Origin of the sequence: Polynucleobacter sp. 86C-FISCH (assembly GCF_018882415.1) — a bacterium.
In the GTDB taxonomy this organism is placed as follows: Bacteria; Pseudomonadota; Gammaproteobacteria; order Burkholderiales; family Burkholderiaceae; genus Polynucleobacter.
In genome coordinates this window covers 128,941-152,475 of the sequence record NZ_JACVOL010000001.1, presented here as the reverse complement: position 1 = coordinate 152,475, position 23,535 = coordinate 128,941, and the positions used below count along the sequence as shown (strand labels likewise).

General features: G+C 47.5%; 19 protein-coding genes. 13 read left to right on the top strand and 6 right to left on the bottom strand.

From position 1 onward, the window contains the following. Positions 1–37 precede the first annotated feature (37 nt). From ICN10_RS00645 to fabI, 5 genes are read right to left on the bottom strand one after another with little or no spacing between them, the layout of a single operon-like run. Positions 38–883 (bottom strand): CoA ester lyase, encoded by an 846-nt coding sequence (locus ICN10_RS00645; RefSeq protein WP_216211308.1) that lies wholly within the window; start codon positions 881–883, stop codon positions 38–40. Positions 884–897: 14 nt separating this feature from the next. Next, positions 898–2,274: an MmgE/PrpD family protein gene (locus ICN10_RS00640; RefSeq protein WP_216211305.1), complete on the bottom strand. Its 1,377-nt coding sequence runs from the start codon at positions 2,272–2,274 to the stop codon at positions 898–900. Positions 2,275–2,291: 17 nt separating this feature from the next. Continuing rightward, entirely contained in the window at positions 2,292–3,176 is an 885-nt protein-coding gene (locus ICN10_RS00635; RefSeq protein ID WP_216211301.1) for a MaoC family dehydratase N-terminal domain-containing protein, read from the bottom strand. Positions 3,177–3,197: 21 nt separating this feature from the next. After that, on the bottom strand, positions 3,198–4,526 hold the full coding sequence (gene chrA / locus ICN10_RS00630) for a chromate efflux transporter (RefSeq protein WP_216211298.1): 1,329 nt from the start codon (positions 4,524–4,526) through the stop codon (positions 3,198–3,200). Then, entirely contained in the window at positions 4,523–5,308 is a 786-nt protein-coding gene (fabI, locus tag ICN10_RS00625; RefSeq protein ID WP_216211293.1) for an enoyl-ACP reductase FabI, read from the bottom strand. Before fabI ends, chrA begins: the two co-directional genes overlap by 4 nt. A gap of 50 nt (positions 5,309–5,358) precedes the next feature. Here fabI and ICN10_RS00620 point away from each other — a divergent pair, with 50 nt between their 5' ends. The 5 genes from ICN10_RS00620 (at position 5,359) to ICN10_RS00600 (ending at position 11,760) form a co-directional block, all read left to right on the top strand. Continuing rightward, complete coding sequence (locus tag ICN10_RS00620; protein ID WP_216211290.1) at positions 5,359–7,227, top strand: extracellular solute-binding protein; 1,869 nt, start codon at positions 5,359–5,361, stop codon at positions 7,225–7,227. Positions 7,228–7,238: 11 nt separating this feature from the next. Continuing rightward, entirely contained in the window at positions 7,239–8,303 is a 1,065-nt protein-coding gene (locus tag ICN10_RS00615) for a microcin C ABC transporter permease YejB (RefSeq protein WP_216215080.1), read from the top strand. Then, positions 8,300–9,325, top strand: coding sequence for an ABC transporter permease (locus tag ICN10_RS00610; RefSeq protein ID WP_216211288.1), 1,026 nt, complete (start codon positions 8,300–8,302; stop codon positions 9,323–9,325). The genes ICN10_RS00615 and ICN10_RS00610 overlap by 4 nt, the downstream gene beginning before the upstream one ends. After that, positions 9,322–10,959, top strand: a complete 1,638-nt coding sequence (locus tag ICN10_RS00605) for an ABC transporter ATP-binding protein (protein WP_216211285.1) — start codon at positions 9,322–9,324, stop codon at positions 10,957–10,959. The genes ICN10_RS00610 and ICN10_RS00605 overlap by 4 nt, the downstream gene beginning before the upstream one ends. A gap of 147 nt (positions 10,960–11,106) precedes the next feature. Then, the gene (locus ICN10_RS00600; RefSeq protein ID WP_216211282.1) at positions 11,107–11,760 is read left to right on the top strand and encodes a C40 family peptidase; all 654 of its coding nucleotides are present in this window, start codon (positions 11,107–11,109) and stop codon (positions 11,758–11,760) included. 29 nt (positions 11,761–11,789) lie between these two features. Here the strand turns inward: ICN10_RS00600 and ICN10_RS00595 are convergent, their stop codons facing one another. Next, complete coding sequence (locus ICN10_RS00595; protein WP_216215079.1) at positions 11,790–12,659, bottom strand: patatin-like phospholipase family protein; 870 nt, start codon at positions 12,657–12,659, stop codon at positions 11,790–11,792. A gap of 241 nt (positions 12,660–12,900) precedes the next feature. On the opposite strand from ICN10_RS00595, the gene scpB reads away from it, so the two are divergent. The 8 genes from scpB to typA all read left to right on the top strand — a co-directional run bounded on the left by scpB (position 12,901) and on the right by typA (position 23,490). Continuing rightward, the gene (gene scpB / locus ICN10_RS00590) at positions 12,901–13,629 is read left to right on the top strand and encodes an SMC-Scp complex subunit ScpB (RefSeq protein WP_216211279.1); all 729 of its coding nucleotides are present in this window, start codon (positions 12,901–12,903) and stop codon (positions 13,627–13,629) included. Between the two features lie 6 nt (positions 13,630–13,635). Continuing rightward, a complete protein-coding gene (locus tag ICN10_RS00585; protein ID WP_216211276.1) occupies positions 13,636–15,420 on the top strand; it encodes a pseudouridine synthase in 1,785 nt (594 codons plus the stop codon). A gap of 173 nt (positions 15,421–15,593) precedes the next feature. Beyond that, positions 15,594–16,085, top strand: a complete 492-nt coding sequence (gene rimP / locus ICN10_RS00580) for a ribosome maturation factor RimP (protein ID WP_216211272.1) — start codon at positions 15,594–15,596, stop codon at positions 16,083–16,085. Then, complete coding sequence (gene nusA / locus ICN10_RS00575) at positions 16,082–17,563, top strand: transcription termination factor NusA (RefSeq protein WP_215361312.1); 1,482 nt, start codon at positions 16,082–16,084, stop codon at positions 17,561–17,563. The genes rimP and nusA overlap by 4 nt, the downstream gene beginning before the upstream one ends. Positions 17,564–17,576: 13 nt before the next feature. Then, complete coding sequence (gene infB / locus ICN10_RS00570; RefSeq protein WP_216211269.1) at positions 17,577–20,336, top strand: translation initiation factor IF-2; 2,760 nt, start codon at positions 17,577–17,579, stop codon at positions 20,334–20,336. A 5-nt stretch (positions 20,337–20,341) separates the two neighbouring features. Further along, on the top strand, positions 20,342–20,710 hold the full coding sequence (rbfA, locus tag ICN10_RS00565) for a 30S ribosome-binding factor RbfA (protein ID WP_068323359.1): 369 nt from the start codon (positions 20,342–20,344) through the stop codon (positions 20,708–20,710). A 3-nt stretch (positions 20,711–20,713) separates the two neighbouring features. After that, the gene (gene truB, locus ICN10_RS00560; RefSeq protein WP_216211267.1) at positions 20,714–21,625 is read left to right on the top strand and encodes a tRNA pseudouridine(55) synthase TruB; all 912 of its coding nucleotides are present in this window, start codon (positions 20,714–20,716) and stop codon (positions 21,623–21,625) included. Between the two features lie 47 nt (positions 21,626–21,672). Continuing rightward, positions 21,673–23,490, top strand: a complete 1,818-nt coding sequence (gene typA, locus ICN10_RS00555) for a translational GTPase TypA (protein WP_068323346.1) — start codon at positions 21,673–21,675, stop codon at positions 23,488–23,490. Positions 23,491–23,535: the final 45 nt, after the last annotated feature.

Sequence of the window (23,535 nt, the reverse complement as noted above, 5' to 3'; positions counted from 1 at the left end):
TTTTGCCACTTATAAAGGGCTTTTGTGTTGAAAGACCCTAGTGTTTACCAGTAATTGCTAGGGTTCTCTGGGCTAATAACACTACTGGCCTATCAATCATGCGACCATCCAGCTTTACGGCACCGCCTTTAGAGGCTTTATCTGCATCAATCACTCGCTGGGCCCATGCCAGTTCTTCTTCTGTGGGTGTAAACGCAGCAATGACGATGCCTACCTGCTTAGGATGAATGCAGAGTTTTCCGCCAAACCCCATGCGTTTTGCGCGTTCTGCATCTTCTGCAATGCGCTCAACATCATCGGTAGAGGGCGTAACCCCATCAATTGGAGGGGCAATTTGTGCCAGGCGAGAGGCTAAAACAATTTGATAGCGAGCAGTTTGCAGCTCGGTTTCTTGACGGTCGCAAACCATACCAAGGTCAGCCTGTAAATCCAAGTTACCCAAGGCGAGACGAATGACTTGGTTTGCGTTAGCGATTTCTTTCAGTTGATCCAGGCCGACTGCAGTCTCAATCATCGGAATGATGGCGGTGTTGGGTAATATCAAAGCGGCGCCATTAATTTGATCGAGCGATTCGCTTTTAGGAATGAGTAGGCATGCTACTTGCAGTTCTTGCGCAAGAATGAGATCGGCTGCATAAAACTTGCTACCTGGTGAGTTCGTGCGAATCACCAAACGTTTCTTTTGCTCGGCACTAAAGTTAGGCCAAGCAGCGCGAATGGCATCGCGCGCGCTTACTTTATCTTCCTCAGCAACAGCATCTTCAAGATCTAATACAACACCACTGGCACCGCTATCAAGTGCTTTTACAAAACGCTCAGGGCGAGTGCCTGGAACAAATAAAAAGTTGGTGCTAAATCCTAAAGGTGTATCAAGTGGGTTCATAGGTTGGTATGTGCTTAATTCGAGGGAAGTAGAAAGCCTATCTTGGCTTGTTTGCGGATATTCCACAAGAGATCAATTGCTTTATTCATCTCGGCAGGGCTGGCGCCACCGCTGAAGGCAGCTAGACGCATCGCTTTGTCGGTAATTTCTGCGCGAGACAGGGTATTGCCAGGATCGCCCTTAGGCTCGTCTACACGACCATCCAATACTTGCCCATTCTTTAAATGCACTTTGACTTTACCGATCCAGCGTTGTGGATAGGCACCATCTACTTCGGGATCTAGAGTCATCGTAACGCGCTCGCGGAATGCGCAGATCTCATCATCATGAAAGTGTTTGTCAAATTCTTGAAGGCCGGCAAATTGATAATGAGCAACTAAAGCCAAGACTGTGCCCATAGAAAACTTAGATTGATGCACGGTAGCCGGATCAGTGACTGGTCCCAAAACATCAATAGCGCCCTGATGAACTAAAGTCTCGACCTTGGCGATATCGCTAGGGGATAACTTATTAGCCAACATCACTTGCAATAAAGCATCTGCAGCAGGGTGAGTATGGCGGCATGAGGCGTAGTACTTAAAACTGGTTTCTGCTAAAGCCCAGCGACTGCCCAAACGATCTACGAGCTTACTTGGATCGCTATCGCTGGACATGCCAGCAGCGAGTCCTTGCTTGCCCTCAAGGATATGTTCAGCGCCCGTAAAGCCAGCTTGCGCAATATAAGCTGACATTAATCCGGTAGAGGCTGCATGTGCTGTATGTAGTTGTTTGGAGTCGGCCGCATCGCGTAGGAATTCCCAAAGACCAGCTGACTGTGTGCCCGCTGAACCAAAGGCGTTGAGCATTTGCTCCGGAGAAAGTTTTAAAAGTCTGCCAACTGCTGCAGCCGCCGCTAGAGTGCCAGCGGTGCCAGTGGTGTGAAACACTTTGTAATGAGAGCGACCTAGAAATTCACCAACGCGAATACCAACTTCATAGCCCGCTACTGCAGCAACCAATAATTCTTCGCCAGATGCACCAAGTGCTTGTGCACAAGCAAGTACCGGCGGAAATACTACCGTCGCCGGATGAAAGACTGAGCCATTGTGCACATCATCTTGTTCTGCAACATGGGATGCTGCCGCATTTGCCATTGCCGCTAAAAAGGGGCTGGAGGTTTTGCGTGAAACCAAAATCTCAGATGGGCCAGCGTGTGCCGTATCAAACCCACCCATGTTCTGCGCAAATTGGGTAATAAGCTCAACCGGGCGTGAGCCTTTGCCGGCAATGGCAGAGCCAAACCAATCTACCAATAAATCTTCGGCACGGTTCATGACATCGTTAGGGATGTCTGCAGCCTTGAGATTGGCTGCAAAGCTGGCGAGCTCACGGGAGAGGTGTTGAGTGGTCATAAATAAATAGTGTTTGATTAAGCTAGTACGGCAGTGGCTTGCATCGTGAGCCAACCTTCATGATCTTGCGCCCAAATCGAAATCGTTTTTCCGCTTGGATCTTTTTCCAAATCAGGCTTGGCATTCACTTTAAAAATGTTGATGTCAAAAGTCGGGCGAATGGCGCGGAACTCAAAAGTCTTGAGCTTGCAGCCTGGAATACTTTGACGCACTAGATCAACTAATAAGGTTGCAATCAAAGGGCCGTGCACGATTAAACCTGGATAGCCTTCAACCTCAGTGACATATTTGCGATCGTAGTGAATGCGATGACCATTAAATGTCAACGCTGAGTAGCGAAACAGCAATACATCATCTGGCGTAATTGTTTTACTCCATTTAGCATCTGTTGGTGCAGGAGTAGGGGCTACAGGCTTATCGTCTGGTCCAGGAGCATCGCGATATACGATGTCATGTTCTTCTATGATTGCTAAGCCATTTTGATTGGAGATCTTGTGGTTAACCAAAACGAAAATCAAATCACCAGTGCGACCTGCTTTATGAGTGACAGACTCAATTGTGGAAACTCGTTCAATTTCATCGCCAACAGCTAATGGTTTTAGCCATTCAATACGACTACCTGCCCACATGCGACGTGGCAATGGAACGGGAGGTAAAAAACCGCCGCGTTTTGGATGACCATCTGGGCCGATTTCAGATTCGCGGGCATGAGGCAAGAAGTACAGCCAGTGCCACAGCTCAGGCAAAAACGTGCCTTTATTTGGCGCGGGATCTTCGCGATCCAAGGTAGCCGAGAGGGCGCGCACTGGCGCTGATGTAACTGTGTCTTGTAATGACTCCGTTTTACCGAGCCATTCTTGAAGGTGGGTGATAGTTTGGGGTTCGATTCGCATAACTTCCATTATGCCAATCTTAGGGAAAACTCACCCCATCAAGATGGAGATGTAATGAAAGAGTAATCCAGCCAAGGCAGATCCGCCCAGTACGGTGAGAACACCCTTTTGAAATTTAAATAAGGCTAATCCAGCCAAGAGGCAGATCAAGATCGAGATCCAAGAAATCGAGCCACCAATGCCCCTTGGCAAAAAGACGTGATAAGCAAAAAAGAGACCTAGATTAGCGATGACACCAACAACAGCTGCAGTGATGGCGGTCAGCGGAGCTGTAAAGCCCAGCTTGCCGTGAGTTGATTCAATGAGTGGTCCACCAACCAGGATAAAAAAGAAGGAAGGTAAGAAAGTAAACCAAGTAGCAACGCATGCACCCAGCGCACCAAACCAAAAAGGATTGCTAGCGCCTATCAAGTGTTGAATATGTCCAGCAAGGTAACCAACAAAAGCGACCACCATGATGAGTGGGCCCGGCGTAGTTTCACCAAGCGCCAAACCATCAATCATTTGGTTAGCGCTGAGCCAATGGAAGTGATCAACGGCGCCTTGATAAACGTAGGGAAGTACTGCGTATGCACCACCAAACGTCAGAAAGGCAGCTTTAGTAAAGAACCAGGCTATTTGCGGATATAAAGTTTTCCAGCCGAAGAGTAAGGCTAGAGCGCCTATAGGTAGCAGCCAACAACCCAGAGCAATCAAAGAGTGGCGAATTGTTTTTTGATAACTAAATTGCGCATGCTCAGGGGTTGGGGTGTGATCATCAATAATCGCACTGCCATACCCACTAGCCTCTTTGCTGCCGTGCGTATTTTTTTGTTGAAAAGATTCTGGATATTTTTTGCCACCCCAATATCCAACCGCTGCAGCAATCGCCACGATGATCGGAAAGGCAAGATTCAGAATGAAGATGGCTAAGAAAGAACCTAAAGCAATCCATTGCAACGCTTGGTTATGAATGGTGCGTTTACCAATACGTACCGCAGCATGCAAGACTATTGCAGTGACAGCGGGCTTGATGCCAAAAAAGATCGCCGCAATCCAAGGAACCTGCCCAAAGGTGAGATACACCCAGGATAGGCCAATCAATATGAATAAAGAAGGCAACACAAAGAGCGTTCCCGCCAGAATGCCGCCCCAGCTGCGGTGCATCAGCCAGCCTATATAGGTCACCAGCTGTTGAGCCTCAGGCCCGGGAAGGAGCATGCAATAGTTCAGCGCATGTAAAAAGCGCCGCTCAGAAATCCAGCGACGCTTTTCAACTAACTCTTGGTGTAGAACGGCGATTTGTCCTGCCGGCCCACCAAAACTAATGAAGCCCAGCTTGGCCCAAAACTTCAGGGCCTCGCGTAGTGGAACATTCAAACTTCGTCCATTCCGCCAACTACTTGGCTAAAGCCGTTATCAACATAAATGATTTCAGCAGTAATGCCATTTGCTAAATCAGACAACAAGAATGCTGCAGTGTTGCCTACATCATCAATGGTGACATTGCGACGCAGTGGTGCAGTTTGTTCAACCGCTTCCAAAATTTTGCCAAAGCCTTTAATGCCAGATGCTGCCAAAGTTTTAATTGGACCAGCAGAAATACCGTTGGCACGAATACCTTTAGGGCCAACTGAGCCAGCGAGGTAGCGCACGGAAGCTTCAAGAGAAGCTTTAGCTAAACCCATGGTGTTGTAGTTGGGAACATTCTTCATCGAGCCCAAATAAGTCAGGGTGAGTAAAGAGGATTTATCGCGCAACATAGGTAATGCCTCTTTTGCCATTGCTGGGAAGCTATATGCTGAAATGTCATGAGCAATCTTGAAGCCTTCACGAGAGAGGCCCTCTAAAAAATCACCGGCAATAGCTTCGCGCGGTGCAAAGCCAATGGCATGAACAAAACCGTCAAACTGAGGCCAGGATTTAGCCAAATCCTTGAAAAGGGCGCTAATTTGCTCATCGCTGCCCACATCACAGTCAAAAATCAGGTCGGTATTGAATTCTTTTGCAAAATCAACGATGCGGTCCTTAAAGCGTTCACCCACGTAGGTAAACGCTAGTTCAGCGCCTTCGCGGTGGCAAGCCTTGGCAATGCCATAGGCGATAGAGCGGTTTGAGAGGAGGCCGGTAATGAGGATTTTTTTGCCGGAGAGAAAGCCCATGTTGTGTCCTTTGCTTCAAATATGATTAGCTATCTACAATTGTTGCATATATGCCCACCCTAAAACCCATTCGCCAAATTGCCCATTTCTTGCTGCTAGCGCTGCTAGTAGGGCTAGGAGTCAATTCGGCCATGGCAGGACAGGGCATTGCGCAATACGGTAAACCCAAGTATCCCGATGGATTCGCCCATTTTGATTACGTGAATCCGAACGCCCCGCGGGGTGGGACCTTGGTATTGCCCAATCCGGGGCAAAGAACCAGTTTCGATAAATTCAATCCGTTTACTTTGCGTGGCATTACTGCCCCAGGTATTGATTTGATGTTTGAATCTTTGGCTGAGGGAAGTGCTGACGAGGTATCCAGTATTTACGGATTATTGGCTGACGATATTCAGGTGGCCAAAGATCACAAGTCAGTAACGTTTCATATTCGTTCAGAAGCAAAGTTTTCTGATGGTAGTCCAGTATTAGCTGCTGACGTTAAATACAGCTTTGATACTTTAATGAGTGGTAAAGCCCACCCACGCTACAAGACAACTTTTGCTGATATTAAAGAAGCAGTAGTTTTATCTGATCGCTCCATCCGCTTTGACTTTAAAAATGACAATGCAGAGTTGCCAATCTTAGCGGGCACCTTTCCAGTGTTCTCACGTAACTGGGGTAAGCGGCCTGATGGGTCGATGATCCCATTTGAGAAGCTTGCCTTTGAGGCGCCGATTGCAAGCGGCCCTTATTTGATTGAGTCTTTTAAAGCTGGCAAGTCGATTGTCTATAAAAAGAATCCAAACTATTGGGCCGATCAACTTAGCAAGCCACTCAACGTGCGCGTTGGTTTTTATAACTTTGATCGAGTGCTGTACAAGCTCTACAGTGATGATGCTGTCAGGTTAGAGGCCTTTAAAGCAGGGGAGTTTGATGCTCTAGTGGAGTATCGCGCCAAGATTTGGGCCAAAGGCTATGTTGGTTCAAAGTTTGATAAAGGTATTTTGCTGAAGAAGGCATTCCTCAATCACAACGGTGCTGGGATGCAGGGTTTTGCAATGAATGTGCGCCGCCCAATCTTTAAGGATGCGCGAGTTCGCGAAGCATTGGGATATGCCTTAGATTTTGAGTGGCTCAATCGTCAGATATTTTTTGATCAATACAGTCGTATCAATAGCTACTTTACGAATAGCGACTTAAGTGCCAATTTTGATGGCCCTCGTAAACCAACTGAAGCTGAGCTGAAATTACTTAAACCTCTGAAAGCTAAATATCCACAGTGGGTTCCGGATGCTGTCTTTGGTCCAATGCCTGCGGCACCATCAACCAAGCCGCCTGGAAGTTTGCGTCAGAACTTAAAGAAAGCGCGCGAGCTTCTCATGCATGCTGGATGGCAGTATCGCGATGGCGCATTGCGCAATGAAAAGGGTGAGCCATTTCGTTTTGAGATTGTGGAAGATGGTGGCTTCTTCTTGAGAGTCATTTCTGCGTATGTTCGTAACTTAGAGAAGTTGGGAGTGCAGGTTGATATTCGTACGAGCGACTTTGCCTTGCATCAAAAGCGTATGAACGAGTATGACTTTGATATGACCACCGTACGATTCCAGGATTCTCAAAACCCAGGCAACGAGCTCTGGGATCGCTTTGGTAGCCAAGCCGCCAAAGAAAAGGGTTCCGATAACGTGATTGGCGTGCAATCACCTGTAGTCGATGCCTTAATTGATGAAATTACCAAGGCGCAAAATCGTGAGCAGTTAAGAACTGCTACTAGAGCGCTTGATCGTGTCTTGTGGAATAGTTATTACGTAGTTCCTCAGTGGTACAACCCAACCCATCGCGTTGCCTTCCGTCACGAGATGCGCTACCCAGAGCCACCTTTGTACTATTCAGCTGAACTGTGGATCATGCAAAATTGGTGGAAAGAGGAGTCAAAATAATGCAGGATCAAATGCGCGCCTATATCTTCAAGCGTTTACTCTTGATGATCCCAACGATCTTGGGTGTATTAACTCTTACCTTTGCCGTAGTGCAATTTGTTCCGGGTGGTCCAGTAGAGCAAATGGTGTTGGAGTTAAAGGGCAAAGGTAGCGCAGCTACAGGTGGCTCAGAGTCATCGGGCTCTGGTGCAACCTATCGCGGTCGTCAAGGTGTCGATGCGCAACGCCTTGAAGAGGTGAAGGCCTTATATGGTTTTGATAAGCCACCTCTTGAGCGTTATTTCATGATGTTGGGCCGCTTTGCTAGATTCGATTTGGGTCAAAGTTATTACCAGCACGAAAGCGTTTGGCGTTTGGTGGTCTCAAAATTGCCGGTATCGATCAGCATCGGTTTGTGGACTTTCTTTATTACCTATTTAGTTTCTATTCCTTTGGGTATTGCTAAAGCGGTACGAGACGGCTCACGCTTTGACGCTATCACTAGCAGCATGATCCTTGTGGGTTATGCGATTCCAGGATTTGTGTTGGGCGTCTTATTGCTAGTGGTCTTTGGCGGGGGAAGTTTTTTACAGATCTTCCCGTTAAGAGGGTTAACTTCTGATAACTGGAGTGATCTTAGTCTCATTGGCAAGATCATGGATTACCTGTGGCATTTGGTGCTGCCGATTACTGCATCCGTTTTAGGAAGCTTTGCAGTGGTGACTATGTTGACCAAGAATTCATTCCTAGAGGAGATCCGTAAGCAGTACGTTCTGACTGCGCGCGCAAAAGGGCTTACAGAAAAGCAAGTTCTTTGGAAGCACGTCTTCCGCAATGCGCTGTTACCACTGGTAACGGGTTTCCCTGCAGCATTTATTGGCGCATTCTTTACAGGCTCCTTGTTGATAGAGACCTTGTTCTCCTTAGACGGGCTTGGCTTGCTTTCGTACGAGTCAGTGATGCGCCGTGACTATCCAGTTGTATTTGGTACTCTCTACTTATTCACCTTAATTGGTTTATTTACGAAGTTGATTTCTGATCTTTGCTATGTATACATCGACCCACGCATTCAGTTTGGTGCGGGAGGCGGTTCATGAATCGTTGGCAACGTTTTAAGAACAGTCGCATGGGCTACGCCAGTCTGTGGATCTTCATGGTGCTCTTCGGTTTGTCGATGTGCGCCGAGTTGATTGCCAATGACAAACCTTTGGTAGTTCGCTATGAAGGCTATTTTTATTTTCCGATCGTGAAGAGCCAACCAGAAACGGTATTTGGTGGAGACTTCGCCACGCCGACTGATTTCTTGGATCCAGATATTCGTCACAACATCACGAGCAACGGTAACTGGGCAATTTATCCACCGATTCACTATAGCTATGAGACGCTGAATTACTTCTCTAAGGTACCCAATCCAGCGCCTCCTTCTTGGGAGAACTGGTTAGGGACTGATGATCGCGGACGCGATGTTTTGGCGCGTTTGATCTATGGTTTTCGCTTATCCATTCTTTTTGGTTTAGCACTCACTATTGTTGGCGTCACTGTGGGCATCATTACTGGATCTTTGATGGGATTCTTTGGCGGTAAGTTTGATTTGATTTCTCAGCGACTGATTGAGATTTGGTCTGCTATGCCAGAGTTGTACTTGCTCATTATTTTTGCTTCGATCTTTAACCCCAGCGTTTCCTTGCTCATCATTTTGCTGGCAGCCTTTGGTTGGATGGGCTTATCGGATTACGTTCGTGCGGAATTCTTCCGTAACCGCGCCCTGGAGTATGTACGCGCAGCTAGAGCCTTGGGTTTAACAAATGTACAAATCATGTGGCGCCATATATTGCCCAATAGCTTGACGCCAGTAATTACCTTTTTGCCATTCCGCATGAGTGCAGCCATTCTTTCTTTAACGAGCTTGGATTTCCTAGGCTTAGGAGTGCCTCCGGGTACGCCAAGCTTGGGTGAACTGTTATCTCAAGGCAAGAGTAATCTCGATGCTTGGTGGATCTCCTTATCTACCTTTGTGGTCTTGGTAGCAACCTTACTGCTATTGACCTTTATGGGCGAGGCATTACGTAATGCATTTGATTCTCGTAAAGCAGGCTTGATGAGTGGAGGTCGCTCATGAGTTTGCTGCGCTATGAAGATCTGTGTATTTCTTTTGGAACAGGTCGCCGTGAAAAGTTTGCCGTCAATCATCTTGATTTAGAAATTGGCATAGGCGAACGTGTTGCCCTCGTCGGTGAGTCTGGTTCTGGTAAGACTCTGACTGCGCTTGCGCCACTGAGACTTGAGCCGGAAGGTGCGAAAGTTTCTGGAAAGATTCTCTGGAATAGAAAAGACGGGAAGGGCGAAGTAGATTTGCTATCCATGTCTATTCAGGACATTCGAGAGATTCGTGGCCGCGAAATTGCGATGGTGTTTCAGGAGCCGATGACGGCTTTGAATCCATTGTTTACTGTAGGCAATCAAATTATTGAAGCTGTACAGATTTATCAGCCTTTGATCTCTAAAGCAGATGCAATGGATGCCGCGGTTGATTTACTGCGCAAGACAGGCATCCCTGAGCCTGAGCGTCGTTTTCACTCCTATCCACATCAACTCTCTGGTGGCCAGAGACAGCGCGCCATGATTGCTATGGCTTTGGCATGCAAGCCACGCCTTCTCATTGCAGACGAACCTACAACAGCATTAGATGTGAGTTTGCGTTTACAGATTTTGGATCTACTCAAAGAGCTACAAGAGGAATCTAAAGATGATGGTGGCATGGGAATTTTATTGATTACTCATGACCTCAATCTAGTGAAACACTTTGCGCAGCGTGTGGCTGTCCTGAACCAGGGCAATCTGATGGAGTCTGGATCAACGAAGCAAGTGTTTGAGCATCCCGAAGATCCATATACTCGCGCTTTGGTAAACAGTGAGCCTGTGCGTGACTTGGCACCACTGATGCCATTGGCTCCAGTGTTATTAAAAACAGAAGAGTTGTCAGTAGCCTACCCAAGCTCTGAGTCAGCATCTTGGTTTAAAAAAGCACCACCACATAAAGTTCTGAAAAAAGTCAGCTTCTCGCTAAAGCAAGGTCAAACCATTGGTGTAATTGGCGAGTCTGGTTCTGGCAAGACAACACTAGGCATGGCCGTTCTGGGATTGTTGGGTGATTCAGCAGCGCAGGTATCTGGTGATGTTGATGTGCTTGGCAATGATTGGCAGAAACTCAAACCCGTGGAGAGAAGAGCGCTTCGCTCGAGCCTACAAGTGATCTTCCAGGACCCATTTGGATCGCTATCACCGCGCATGAATGTATTGCAGATTGTTTCAGAAGGTTTGGATGTGCACTTTCCAAAGCTGTCGACAGCAGAACGGGAAACTCGCGTGGTAGATATGCTCAAAGAGGTTGGTCTGGATCGTTCAGCGCTTCTGCGTTATCCCCATGAGTTTTCTGGTGGTCAGCGCCAACGTATTGCGATTGCACGTGCACTTATCCTTCGCCCCCAAATTTTGGTTCTAGATGAACCCACTTCCGCGCTAGATGTTTCTATTCAGAAACAGGTGCTCGCCTTATTGACTGAGCTGCAGAAAAAGTACAACTTAGCCTATCTGATGATTAGTCATGATTTGGCGGTTATTAGAGCTATGTCACACGAGGTCATGGTTCTTAAGGGCGGCAAAGTGGTGGAGTTCGGGGATACCGAAACCCTCATAAAGCATCCCCGCCAAACCTATACCAAAGAGCTTTTTGCAGCTGCAGAGCTAACTTAGGGGGCTTCTGAGGAGGGGGCAAACCCCTGCTAAATGGGCTAATTTGGTGCATTTGCCCTCATTTAGTGAAAATTAATCTTTATAAACAAGGACTTGGGTCTAAATTGAAGACTTGGTAAATTAAGGGTTCTTTGTTAAACTGATCTGATGTCATTGAAAAAAACAATGCTTTCTAAACTCCTGGGCTTTGGTCTAGGTGCATTCATTTGCGTATCCGCTTATGCGGCAGACCCTGTGGTCGAGCCAAATGCAGATGCAGCAGCAGCTGTGCCTAAAGAAAGCATGTTCCAAGCAGGGCGCTCATACATTGCCCGCGTTTCTGATCGATTGGCAGATACCGTTACAGGTAAATCAGAAGAGTTAATCAACCGCGCTATGGAAGTGATTGGCGTTCGTTATCGCTGGGATACAGAGCTGCCACAGTCCGGATTGGACGGTAGTAGTTTTGTTGGTTATGTCTTCAAAGACAAACTTGGATTTTTATTGCCACGTAAATCTACTCAGATGAGTCGTGTTGGCAAACCGATTACTCGTGAAGAGTTGCAACCAGGCGACCTCGTATTCTTCAACACCATGCGTTTAACTTTTTCTCACGTTGGCATTTACGTGGGCGATAACAAATTTATTCACTCACCTTCTAAAGGTACGAACGTCAGAGTGGATGATCTCGGTAGCCTCTACTGGGATAAACGTTTTGATGGTGCGCGCCGATTAGACGGTAGCGACAATCTCAATGATTCAGAGCGTCAAGAACTTCTCAACGAAGTAAAAAATCTTAAGCGTAAATCACGCAACCTCTAAGACAATAGGGCTGCTAAGCCTTAAACCTATTAGCTTTTCAGCTTTTCCTTAATGAGCGCCATTTGTTCTTGTGCTGCAGCTTCGCCTGCAAGAATGGCTGCGTTTCTGGATTTGAAATCCCCGCCACCCATTTGTTTTAATTGCGGCTGAATCACAATGTCAGCACTTTTTAATTCGTACTGATTGATACTTCGTTGCATGATGGAGATAGTTTGCTGTAAGACGCCAAGAGTTCCGCTGGCATCTTGATGAACCGGTTCAGAAGAAATGTTGACTGCAATCACTAAAGTTGCACCCATTTGTCTTGCATAGCTAACAGGTACTGGTGCCACTAAGCCACCATCTACATATTCTTTGCCGCTAATCACTGCTGGCTGAAAAACGCCTGGCACGCTGCAAGAGGCGCGAACTGCTAAACCGGTGTTGCCCGTTCTGAATAAAACACCTTTGCCTGACTGTAATTCCGTAGCAACAATGCCCAGGGGTATGCGCATTTGTTCAATGGATTTGTTTTGCACCTCTCGGTTCACCATATTTTGTAGGGCATCCCCTTTAATGAGCCCCCCAAAACGACCGGCAAAAGGAAGTCCCCAGTCAGCAATAGTGGCCTCATCTAGGTTGAGAGCCAAGCGATTGAGTTCGTTGCCAGTCGCCCCTGAGGCCAATAAGGTAGCAATCACGCTGCCAGCGCTGCTGCCAACAACAATGTCGGGTCTAATGCCTTGGGCTTCTAAAGCCTTAATAACGCCTACGTGAGCAAAGCCTCGTGCTGCTCCGGCCCCCAAAACCAAGCCAACGACCGGTTTTTTGCTACTCATAAGACTGCAGGAGCTCAAGCCCGCGCCCCCAAGAATGGTGCCCACACCAATTCCAAGGCTCAGGAGCTTGCGACGCTCCATATAGACAGGGGCATCAGATGTCAGAAAAGGGGGTTTGGTGTATTTCTTATGCATGTGGCTATTGTATTGAGCCTACCTTATAATGGGCGCAAGGTGAACGAAAAGGACTTCGTTTCAGCGCGGACATATTCCAATAAGAACTGATGAGATGGATTGCCCGTAGTCGCTAGAGAACACCAAAACCCATTACTAAATACATTTTTAAAGCCTAGTCAGGATGATTCCTGGTAGCCCGACTTTTATGGACGATCACAATAAGCGCGTAATTGAAACAGCCCTCCTGTGCGCACAGGAGCCACTCACCGTTGCTGATTTGTCTCGCCTGTTTGTTGAAGACATCACTACGGCAGATATCGATGAGGCATTGGTCGAGCTGCAACGTGCTTGGGACGACAAGGGTATGGAATTGGTTCATATCGCAACAGGTTGGCGCTTTCAGAGCCGTCTGTCTATGCGTGAGTACCTCGATCGCCTCACACCTGAGAAGCCACCTAAGTATTCACGTGCAGTTATGGAGACTTTGGCCATCATCGCTTATCGCCAGCCAGTGACTCGTGGTGAGATTGAAGAGATTCGTGGTGTAGCAGTTAGTAGTAATGTGATGAAGCAGTTAGAAGACCGCGGTTGGGTTGAGGTGATTGGCCATAAGGAAACTGTTGGACGTCCTGGTTTATACGCAACCACTAAACAATTTTTAGATGACCTCAGTCTGACCAATTTACAAAGCTTGCCAATTTTGGAAGACGCGGCGCCAATGGCGGCTGCAGAACAATTAGGTCAAGCGGTAATGGAATTTGATCCGTCTGCAACTGTAGAAACAGTCATCATTGATGGCGAAGAACAAGCAATTGAAGTAGAGGCTTTAGAAGTAACTGAAATCACAGTAGAAGAAACAGTGATTGAAGAGACTGAAGAACTTACAGAAGAAGTTACCCCTGAGTCTGAAGACAAACCAGACGAAACAAAATAATTATTAATGACTAGCTCTAACGAAAACGATTCATCCCCGGTAGTAAATCCATCGGCAACTCCATCAAATGCAGACTCTGCACCATCAAACGCTGATGGTCAGAAGACTGAGGGTGGAGAGCGCACAGAACGTGGTGATCGTCGCCCACGCCGTCAAGGCGCTGGTGGCAGTAAACACCCATTCAATAAAAAGCGCCCTTTTAATAAAGACCGGCCACGCCGCGAGGGTGGTGAAGGCAATGGTCCGCGTGAAGGCGGCAATCAATCTGCCAAATTAGCACCTAACCCAGCTGAGAGCGAAGCTTTATTTGCCTCAGTAGTATCTGGTGAGTTTGATGCAGCTTTAGACGCCCCAGAAGTTGAAGAAGTTAAAAATCCTGATGGTCTCAATGAGAGTGAAATCTCTCATCAAACTGGAGCAGAGCGTCGCGCACAACGTGCACAACGTTCGCGCGAAGATGAAGATCCAGATGCGCCAACAGAAGAAGAAATGAGTAGTTTGCAATTTGCAAACGTCGATGACTTGCCTTTGAGTTTGCGTGATGAAGTGTGGTCAGACCTTGATGGTTTAGATGACGATGCTGATGATGAAGACACCGTTAAGTTACATAAAGTATTAGCTGACGTTGGCATGGGATCACGGCGCGATATGGAAGACTTGATTATTCAAGGACGTGTTTCTGTAAACGGATTGCCAGCTCATATTGGTCAACGCATTGGACCAACAGATCAAGTACGAATTAATGGCAAGCCAGTTCATCGCAAGATTCAGACTAAGCCGCCGCGCGTGATCATGTATCACAAGCCTGCTGGTGAGATCGTCAGTCAATCCGATCCAGAAGGACGCCCAACCGTATTTGATCGTTTGCCAAAACCACGTCAAGGTCGCTGGATTGCAGTCGGTCGCTTGGACTTTAATACTGAAGGACTGTTGTTGTTTACTACTTCAGGTGAATTGGCGAATCGTTTGATGCATCCGCGTTATGGTGTCGAGCGCGAATACGCCGTTCGCATTTTGGGTGACCTGAGCCAAGAAAACACAGCGCTATTAAAGAGTGGCATTACGCTTGATGATGGCCAAGCAAAATTCTTACGCCTAGCAATGGGTGGTGGCGAAGGTGCTAACCGTTGGTATCACGTTGCATTAAACGAAGGCCGTAATCGAGAAGTGCGTCGTATGTTTGAGGCGGTTGGTCATGTGGTATCCCGTCTAATCCGAACTCGTTACGGCATTTTCTTATTGCCCCCACGCTTACGTCGTGGCAAATGGGAAGAGATTGAAGCTGGCGGCATCTATAACTTGATGAAGTCTGCGGGCTTAAAAATGCCTCAGCCACAAGATAAGGGTCGTAACCCTAATGCAAGTAGCCGTGATCGTCGCCCGATGGGTGAAGATTTTCAGCCTGATCCAATGCAAACCTCAGTTTCTTACTGGGGCTCCCGTGACGCTTTGACCCTTGCTAGCGGCCATAACGGCCTGACTCATCAGGGCAGAGGCGGCAAACCTGGTGGTGGCGGTGGCTCTGGTGATGGGCGCGGTCCTTTCCGGGGTCGTACCCAGGGCGGTAGACCTGGCCAGGGCGGTCAAGGTGGTCGCGGAGGCCAAGGCGGTCAGGGCGGCGGCCAAGGCCAAAACCGCAGTAAAGGCGCCAAAGTTCACCATGGACAGTCCGCATTTGTGACTGGGAACCCTCAAAGTCCTGGAAATGGCCCTAAACGAGGCGCACCAAAAGGGCGCAAACCCTTCAATAAAGGGCCTAGAAAACCGCGTAATCCGGGCGAAAGCTTCTGATTTGTATCGGTTTTCTGCCAAATAGGCTATAATTTTGGTCTTACAGCAGGATTCTGCTGTTTTTAGTGGTTACCGACTGATGTTGCGATCAACGTAAGTCGGCCTGTTCTGAATTTCGAGAATATGGGCTTTGAAGCCCATTTTTTTTTGCCATTTTGGTATGAAGGGGTGTCGTGAAGGATCAGCAGGTTATTTCTGCAGAGCTGGAAAACTTGGGTTATACGCTAGTTGAGATTGAGCGTGAAGCCGGAGGTTTGCTGCGCGTCACGATTGAAAACCCAGATTACGAGCGCTTGATTTCGGTGTTGGATTGCGAAAAGGTGAGTCATCAGTTGAGCTACACCTTGCCGGTTGAAAACATTCCATATGAGCGCTTAGAGATTTCATCTCCAGGATTGGATCGTCCGGTAAAAAGTGCCGCTGATTATGAGCGCTTCGCTGGAATGCAAGTGGATTTGAAGTTGCGTGTTGCTGTTTGCAATCGCAAGAATTTTCGTGGTGAGTTGCAAGGTTTGCTGAGTGGTGAATTGAATTCACCGGATGCAAAGTTTGGTTTGGTATTTGAGGGTGCTGATGGTCAGCCTTCTCAATTGGAGTTCTCTTTAGCCGAGGTCGATAAGACTCGGTTGGTCCCTGTTATTGATTTCAAAGGAAGAAAGTCATGAGCCGAGAAGTTCTCATGTTGGCAGACGCGCTAGCGCGTGAAAAGAACGTTGATCAAGCTATCGTTTTCGAGGCGTTGGAGATGGCTTTAGCCTCTGCAACCAAGAAGCGTTATGCCACAGAAGACGTGGATATCCGCGTTTCGATTGATCGCGAAACTGGTGAATACGAAACCTTCCGTCGCTGGTTGGTAGTTCCAAACGAAGCCGGTTTGCAAGAGCCTGATAAAGAGATTCTGCAATTTGAAGCTCAAGAGCAACTTGCTGACATGGAAGTTGGCGACTATATCGAAGAGCAAATCGAATCTTTAGCTTTCGGTCGTATCGGCGCACAAGCTGCCAAGCAAGTGATCTTGCAACGCATTCGTGATGCTGAGCGCGAGCAAATTTTGAACGACTACCTTGAGCGTGGCGAAAAAGTCATGACCGGTACCGTGAAGCGTGCAGACAAAAATGGTCTCATCATTGAATCTGGTCGGGTTGAAGCGTTGCTGCGCCGCGATCAAATGATTCCAAAAGAGAACTTGCGTTCTGGTGACCGCGTACGTGCTTACATCCTCAAAGTGGATCGTGAAGCTCGTGGCCCACAAATTGAACTCTCACGCACTTGCCCAGATTTCTTGATCAAGTTGTTTGAGAACGAAGTTCCAGAGATGGAGCAGGGCTTATTAGAGATCAAAGGCGCTGCCCGTGATCCTGGTATCCGCGCAAAGATTGCCGTCATTACTTATGACAAGCGTATCGACCCAATCGGTACTTGCGTTGGTGTTCGTGGCACACGCGTTACTGCAGTGCGTAACGAAGTGGCTGGCGAAGCAGTGGATATCGTGCTGTGGTCTGAAGACCCAGCGCAGTTTGTGATTGGTGCTTTGGCTCCAGCCCAAGTTTCTTCTATCGTAGTTGACGAAGAGCGTCACGCGATGGATGTTGTAGTTGACGAAGAGAACTTGGCAATCGCGATTGGCCGTAGCGGACAAAACGTTCGTTTGGCGAGCGATTTGACTGGTTGGCAGATCAACATCATGACTCCTGAAGAGTCTGCTGAGAAAACTGAGAAAGAAGCTTCTTCTGTGCGCCAATTGTTTATGGACAAATTGGACGTAGACCAAGAAGTAGCTGATATCTTGATTGAAGAAGGCTTCAACACATTGGAAGAAGTGGCTTACGTGCCATTGTCTGAAATGTTAGAAATCGATTCATTCGACGAAGACACTGTGAATGAGTTGCGTACTCGTGCTCGTGATTCCTTGTTAACGATGGAGTTAGCAAAAGAAGAGCGTATTGGCGAAGTTTCGCAAGACTTGCGTTCCCTAGAAGGAATGACTACAGAGTTGATTGCGAAGCTTGCTGACAATCAAGTACATACCCGTGACGACCTTGCTGAACTAGCTGTTGATGAGCTGGTTGAGGCGACACAAATTGACGAAGAAACTGCGAAAACGCTCATCATGAAAGCGCGCGAACATTGGTTTACTTCATGAGAGGAAGTAGTGCATGGCAACAACAGTAAAAGTACTCGCTAAAGAATTAAAACGTACCGCGCCAGACCTCTTGGAGCAGTTGAAGGCGGCCGGTATCGAAAAAGGTTCTGAGGACGAAAGCATTACCGAGAAGGACAAAACTGTCCTTCTCGAGCACTTACAAAAAGCGCATGGTAGCGCTGATACAGGCGCGCGCAAAAAGATTACTTTAATCAAGCGCGAAAGCTCAGAGATTCGTCAAGCAGACTCTGCTGGACGTACTCGTACTGTGCAAGTGGAAGTACGTAAAAAGCGCGTGCTCGTTAAGGCGGGTGACAAAGCTCCTGAGCCAGCGGTAGAAGAAGCTCCAGCGAAAGCGGCAGCAAAAGCTGCGCCAGCTAAACCCGTTATTTCTGAAGAAGAGTTAGAGAAGCGCGCAGCAGAGGCAACTCGCCAAGCTGAGTTGCTAGCTCGTCAAGAAGCGGAAATGAAAGCGGCTGAAGAGGCACGTCAAAAAGAAGTTGCCGCTCCAGTAGTGAAAGAAGTTGCTCCTGTAGATGAGGCTCCGGATGCTGCTGCAGCTGCTGCAGAGAAAAAGGCGACCGCTGACAAAGCTGCAAAAGACTTAGCTGCAACTAAAGAAAAAGAATTAGCTGACATTCGTGTACGTCGTGCTGCTGCTGAAGCGGAGGCTTTGGCAATTCGCGACATGATGAGTGCTCCTGCTCGTGTTCTGAAGGCACCAAGTGAAATTGCTGCTGAAGAAGCGAAAAAAGGTACTTTGCATAAGCCTGCTAAGGCTGAAGGCGCCGATGACAAGAAGAAGGCTGTTGCCAAAGTTGGCGGCAAGACTATTAAATCTTCTGAAACATCATCCACATGGCAAGAAGAAGGCGCTAAGAAACCTGGTGGCTTAAAAACTCGTGGTGATTCATCTGGTGGTGTTGGTGGTTGGCGTTCAGGTGGCGGTCGTAAGAAGCAGCGTCAAATCGCTGAAGCAAACGTCGACACAAACTTCCAAGTTCCTACTGAGCCAGTAGTGCGCGATGTTCATGTTCCAGAAACGATTACTGTTGCTGAGTTAGCTCATGCAATGGCAGTGAAGAGTGCAGAAGTGATTAAGTTATTGATGGGCATGGGCCAAATGGTCACCATCAACCAAGTGCTTGACCAAGATACTGCAATGATCATTGTCGAAGAAATGGGCCACAAAGCCTTCGCTGCGAAATTGGATGATCCAGATTTGGATCTCGGCACCGACGGTCATGATGCAGAGTTATTGCCACGTCCGCCAGTTGTAACGGTGATGGGTCACGTTGACCACGGTAAAACATCTTTGCTCGATAAGATTCGTGCAGCAAAAGTCGCTACTGGTGAAGCCGGTGGTATTACTCAGCACATTGGTGCGTACCACGTTGAAACTCCGCGCGGCATGATTACGTTCTTGGATACTCCGGGTCACGAAGCCTTTACGGCAATGCGTGCTCGTGGTGCTAAAGCAACCGATATCGTGATCTTGGTGGTGGCTGCTGATGATGGCGTGATGCCACAAACTAAAGAAGCGATTCACCATGCAGTAGCGGGTGGCGTACCTTTAGTAGTGGCAATCAATAAGATTGATAAACCAGAAGCAAATTCTGAGCGCGTTAAAACAGAATTGGTTGCTGAGCAGGTTGTTCCTGAAGAATACGGTGGCGATGTGCCATTTATTCCAGTGTCCGCTAAAACAGGTGAAGGCATTGATGCTTTGCTAGAGAACGTTCTCTTGCAAGCTGAAATTCTCGAGCTCAAGGCCCCTAAAGATGCGCCAGCCCAAGGTTTGGTCATTGAAGCGCGTTTGGACAAAGGTAAGGGACCTGTTGCAACCATCTTGGTTCAATCTGGAACACTCAAGCGTGGCGACATGTTGCTAGCTGGCTCTACATTTGGTCGTGTACGTGCGATGTTGGATGAAAACGGTAAGCCTTGTAATGAGGCTGGCCCATCCATTCCAGTGGAAATCCAAGGTTTGTCAGAAGTTCCCGCTGCAGGCGAGGCGGTACAAGTAGTTCCTGATGAGCGTAAAGCTCGTGAGATTGCATTGTTCCGTCAAGGCAAGTTCCGTGATGTGAAGTTGGCTAAACAGCAGGCATTCAAGCTTGAAACCATGATGGAAAACATGGAAGAAGGCGCAATTGAAGCTAAATTGTTACCGCTGATCATTAAGGCAGACGTTCAAGGCTCACAAGAAGCTTTGGCTCAATCATTAATGAAGCTTTCTACACCAGAGGTGAAGGTGCAAATCGTTCACGCTGCTGTGGGTGGCATTACTGAAACTGACGTTAACTTAGCGGTTGCTTCTAAGGCGGTTATTTTTGGATTCAACTCCCGCGCTGATGCAGCTGCTCGTAAGTTAGCCGAGAACAATGGCGTTGATATTCGTTATCACAACATTATTTATGACGCAGTAGATGAAGTGAAGTTAGCTCTGAGCGGTATGTTGACTCCAGATAAGAAAGAAGAAATCACCGGTCTCGTTGAGATTCGTCAAGTCTTCTTGGTATCTAAAGTTGGCGCAATTGCTGGTTGCTTGGTCGTTGACGGTATCGTTAAACGTACTTCAAGTGTTCGTCTCTTACGTGACAACGTGGTTGTTTGGACTGGTGAGCTTGATTCCCTCAAGCGCTTCAAAGATGACGCAAAAGAAGTTCGTGCCGGTGTTGAGTGTGGCTTGTCATTAAAAGGCTACAACGACATCAAAGAAGGCGATCAACTTGAGGTGTTTGAAGTAACTGAAGTTGCACGTTCACTCTAAGCAATATGCACAAGACTAGCCCGCATCGTAACCAGCGTCTCGCCGATCAAATTCAGCGAGACCTGGCCGAGCTCATTCCTCGTGAATTGCGCAGCCCAAGTTTGGGTTTGATTACTTTGCAAAGTATCGAGCTCACGCCTGACTTAGCGCATGCCAAAGTGTTTTTTACTGTTTTGGGTGCTGAGCCTGAGCATGCTTTAAAAGCACTCCAGGAAAAAGCAGGGTACTTACATTCATTGCTGTTTAAACGTTTGCACATTCATACAGTCCCTACATTGCATTTTCACTATGACAGCTCAGTTGAGCATGGCATAGAAATGTCTCGTTTGATCGATCAGGCAGTCGAGAGCGATCAAAAAGACGAGACTAAGTAATTCATGGCTATTAGAATCGACGGCGTAGTGCTGCTAGATAAACCCGCTGGAATGAGTTCGCAGGGCGCAGTTACAGCCGTCAAGCGTGCTTTTAACGCTGACAAAGCGGGACACACTGGTACTTTAGATCCGATGGCTACTGGTTTGCTGCCAATCTGCCTTGGTGAGGCTACTAAGTATTCCCAAGACTTACTCGAGGCAGATAAAACTTATATCGCCCAAGTGAAATTTGGTTCACGCACTGATACAGGTGATGCAGAAGGCCAAATTATTGAAGAGTTGCCTTTACCAGCATTCGCAAGTGATGTGGAAATGAAAGCCGCCTTAGATGCGTTACTACCTAAATTTACTGGTGCCATTTCTCAAGTGCCGCCAATGTATTCGGCTTTGAAACGTGATGGCAAGCCTCTTTACGAATATGCTCGTGCTGGTGTTGAATTAGAGCGTGCGCCACGTGACATCACTATTCACTCTATTCGCTGGACTAATATTAACTGGCCAGAAGCTACTCTAGAAGTGAGTTGTAGTAAGGGCACCTATATTCGTGTTCTGGCTGAAGATATTGGTAACGCCCTGGGTTGCGGTGCTCATTTAGTCGGCTTGCGCCGTACTGAAGTAGGGCACCTAACACTCGAACAGTCTTTTACGATCGAATCAATTCAAAGCGGCCTACAAAATACTGCTGACTATATATTGCCAGTAGACGCGCTCTTGCAAACATTGCCACACCTCACGGTGGATGAGCAACAAGCTAAGCGTCTGGAGATGGGGCAACGTGTTCCGCTCAATTTGCCTTCAATCGAGGCATTAGTTCGCATCTATCGCGCAACTGCTGCTCCCCATAACTTTATTGGTACTGCTGATTGGCGCTCTGGAGTTTTACATCCAAAACGTTTGATTTCGCAGGCACATTAAACATTATTTATAACCCTTTTACTTATCTTTAACTTTAGAAGCTTCACATGACTAAACGCGCACTTCGTAACATCGCCATCATCGCCCACGTTGACCACGGTAAAACTACTTTGGTTGACCAACTCTTGCGCCAATCTGGCACATTCCGCTCCAATGAAAAAATGACCGAACGCGTCATGGACTCAAACGACTTGGAAAAAGAGCGTGGTATTACTATTTTGTCTAAGAACTGTGCGGTTGAGTATGACGGCACACATATCAATATCGTTGATACCCCAGGACACGCGGACTTCGGTGGTGAAGTAGAGCGCGTACTCTCCATGGTTGACGGTGTATTGCTCTTGGTTGATGCGGTTGAAGGCCCAATGCCACAAACTCGTTTCGTAACCAAGAAAGCATTGGCTTTAGGTTTGAAGCCAATCGTTGTTATTAACAAAGTGGACCGCCCAGGTGCACGCACTGATTACGTTATCAATGCAACTTTTGAGTTGTTTGACAAATTAGGCGCTACTGAAGAGCAGTTGGACTTCCCAGTTGTATACGCTTCAGGCTTGAATGGCTACGCTGGCTTGACTGATGATGTTCGTGAAGGCGATATGCGCCCATTGTTTGACACAGTGTTAAAGCACGTTCCAGTTCGTGATGACAACCCAGAAGGTCCTTTGCAGTTGCAAATTACCTCTATTGAATACAGCACATACGTAGGTAAGATTGGTGTTGGCCGTGTTAACCGCGGAACTGTTAAGCCTTTGATGGACGTTGTATTCATGGATGGTCCTGATGGCGTACAACGCAAAGGCCGTATTAACCAAGTATTGAAATTCCGTGGTTTAGAGCGCGAAATTGTTGACGAAGCGCAAGCTGGCGACATTGTGTTGGTAAACGGTATTGAAGATTTGGCCATTGGAACAACAATCTGCGCACCAGATGTTCCAGAAGCATTGCCAATGCTCAAGATTGACGAGCCAACATTGACCATGAACTTCATGGTGAACACTAGCCCATTGGCTGGTCGTGAAGGCAAGTTCGTTACTAGCCGTCAGATTCGTGAGCGTCTTGACCGCGAATTGAAGTCAAACATGGCTTTGCGCGTTAAAGAAACTGATGATGACACTGTATTTGAAGTGTCTGGTCGTGGCGAATTGCATCTCACTATTTTGGTAGAAACAATGCGTCGTGAAGGCTACGAATTAGCAGTTTCTCGTCCACGCGTTGTTTTCCATGAAGAAGATGGCGTGAAGATGGAGCCGTACGAGAACCTCACTGTTGACGTTGAAGATACAACTCAAGGCGCCGTGATGGAAGACTTGGGCAAGCGTAAGGGTGAATTGCTCGACATGGTGAGCGACGGTAAAGGCCGTACACGTCTTGAGTACCGCATTCCTGCACGTGGTTTGATCGGCTTCCAAGGTGATTTCATGACCATGACTCGTGGCAATGGTTTGATGAGTCATACATTTGATTCATATGCACCAGCTAAAGACGGAATCTTGGGTGAGCGTCATAACGGCGTATTGATTAGCCAAGACGATGGTGAAGCAGTTGCATACGCATTGTGGAAGCTACAAGACCGCGGCCGTATGTTTGTGAGTCCTGGCGATCCTTTGTATGAAGGTATGGTCATTGGTATCCATAGTCGTGATAACGACTTGGTTGTGAACCCTATTAAAGGCAAGCAATTAACCAACGTTCGTGCATCCGGTACTGACGAAGCGGTTCGCTTAGTTACTCCAATCGCTATGAACCTGGAATACGCAGTTGAATTTATTGATGATGATGAGTTAGTTGAAGTAACGCCTAAGAGTATTCGTATTCGTAAGCGCTACCTCAAGGAGCATGAGCGTAAAAAAGCCTCACGCGAATAAGCTAGCTTAGCTGCATAACAAAAGTCACCTACGGGTGGCTTTTGT

Coding starts and splice junctions, on each gene's coding strand:
- ICN10_RS00605 (WP_216211285.1), top strand. CDS start 9,322: ATGAGTTTGCTGCGCTATGAAGATCTGTGTATTTCTTTTGGAACAGGT.
- truB (WP_216211267.1), top strand. CDS start 20,714: ATGGCTATTAGAATCGACGGCGTAGTGCTGCTAGATAAACCCGCTGGA.
- ICN10_RS00635 (WP_216211301.1), bottom strand. CDS start 3,176: ATGGAAGTTATGCGAATCGAACCCCAAACTATCACCCACCTTCAAGAA.
- rbfA (WP_068323359.1), top strand. CDS start 20,342: ATGCACAAGACTAGCCCGCATCGTAACCAGCGTCTCGCCGATCAAATT.
- ICN10_RS00645 (WP_216211308.1), bottom strand. CDS start 883: ATGAACCCACTTGATACACCTTTAGGATTTAGCACCAACTTTTTATTT.
- infB (WP_216211269.1), top strand. CDS start 17,577: ATGGCAACAACAGTAAAAGTACTCGCTAAAGAATTAAAACGTACCGCG.
- ICN10_RS00600 (WP_216211282.1), top strand. CDS start 11,107: ATGTCATTGAAAAAAACAATGCTTTCTAAACTCCTGGGCTTTGGTCTA.
- typA (WP_068323346.1), top strand. CDS start 21,673: ATGACTAAACGCGCACTTCGTAACATCGCCATCATCGCCCACGTTGAC.
- ICN10_RS00585 (WP_216211276.1), top strand. CDS start 13,636: ATGACTAGCTCTAACGAAAACGATTCATCCCCGGTAGTAAATCCATCG.
- ICN10_RS00640 (WP_216211305.1), bottom strand. CDS start 2,274: ATGACCACTCAACACCTCTCCCGTGAGCTCGCCAGCTTTGCAGCCAAT.
- ICN10_RS00615 (WP_216215080.1), top strand. CDS start 7,239: ATGCGCGCCTATATCTTCAAGCGTTTACTCTTGATGATCCCAACGATC.
- nusA (WP_215361312.1), top strand. CDS start 16,082: ATGAGCCGAGAAGTTCTCATGTTGGCAGACGCGCTAGCGCGTGAAAAG.
- ICN10_RS00620 (WP_216211290.1), top strand. CDS start 5,359: ATGCCCACCCTAAAACCCATTCGCCAAATTGCCCATTTCTTGCTGCTA.
- fabI (WP_216211293.1), bottom strand. CDS start 5,308: ATGGGCTTTCTCTCCGGCAAAAAAATCCTCATTACCGGCCTCCTCTCA.
- ICN10_RS00595 (WP_216215079.1), bottom strand. CDS start 12,659: ATGGAGCGTCGCAAGCTCCTGAGCCTTGGAATTGGTGTGGGCACCATT.
- scpB (WP_216211279.1), top strand. CDS start 12,901: ATGGACGATCACAATAAGCGCGTAATTGAAACAGCCCTCCTGTGCGCA.
- ICN10_RS00610 (WP_216211288.1), top strand. CDS start 8,300: ATGAATCGTTGGCAACGTTTTAAGAACAGTCGCATGGGCTACGCCAGT.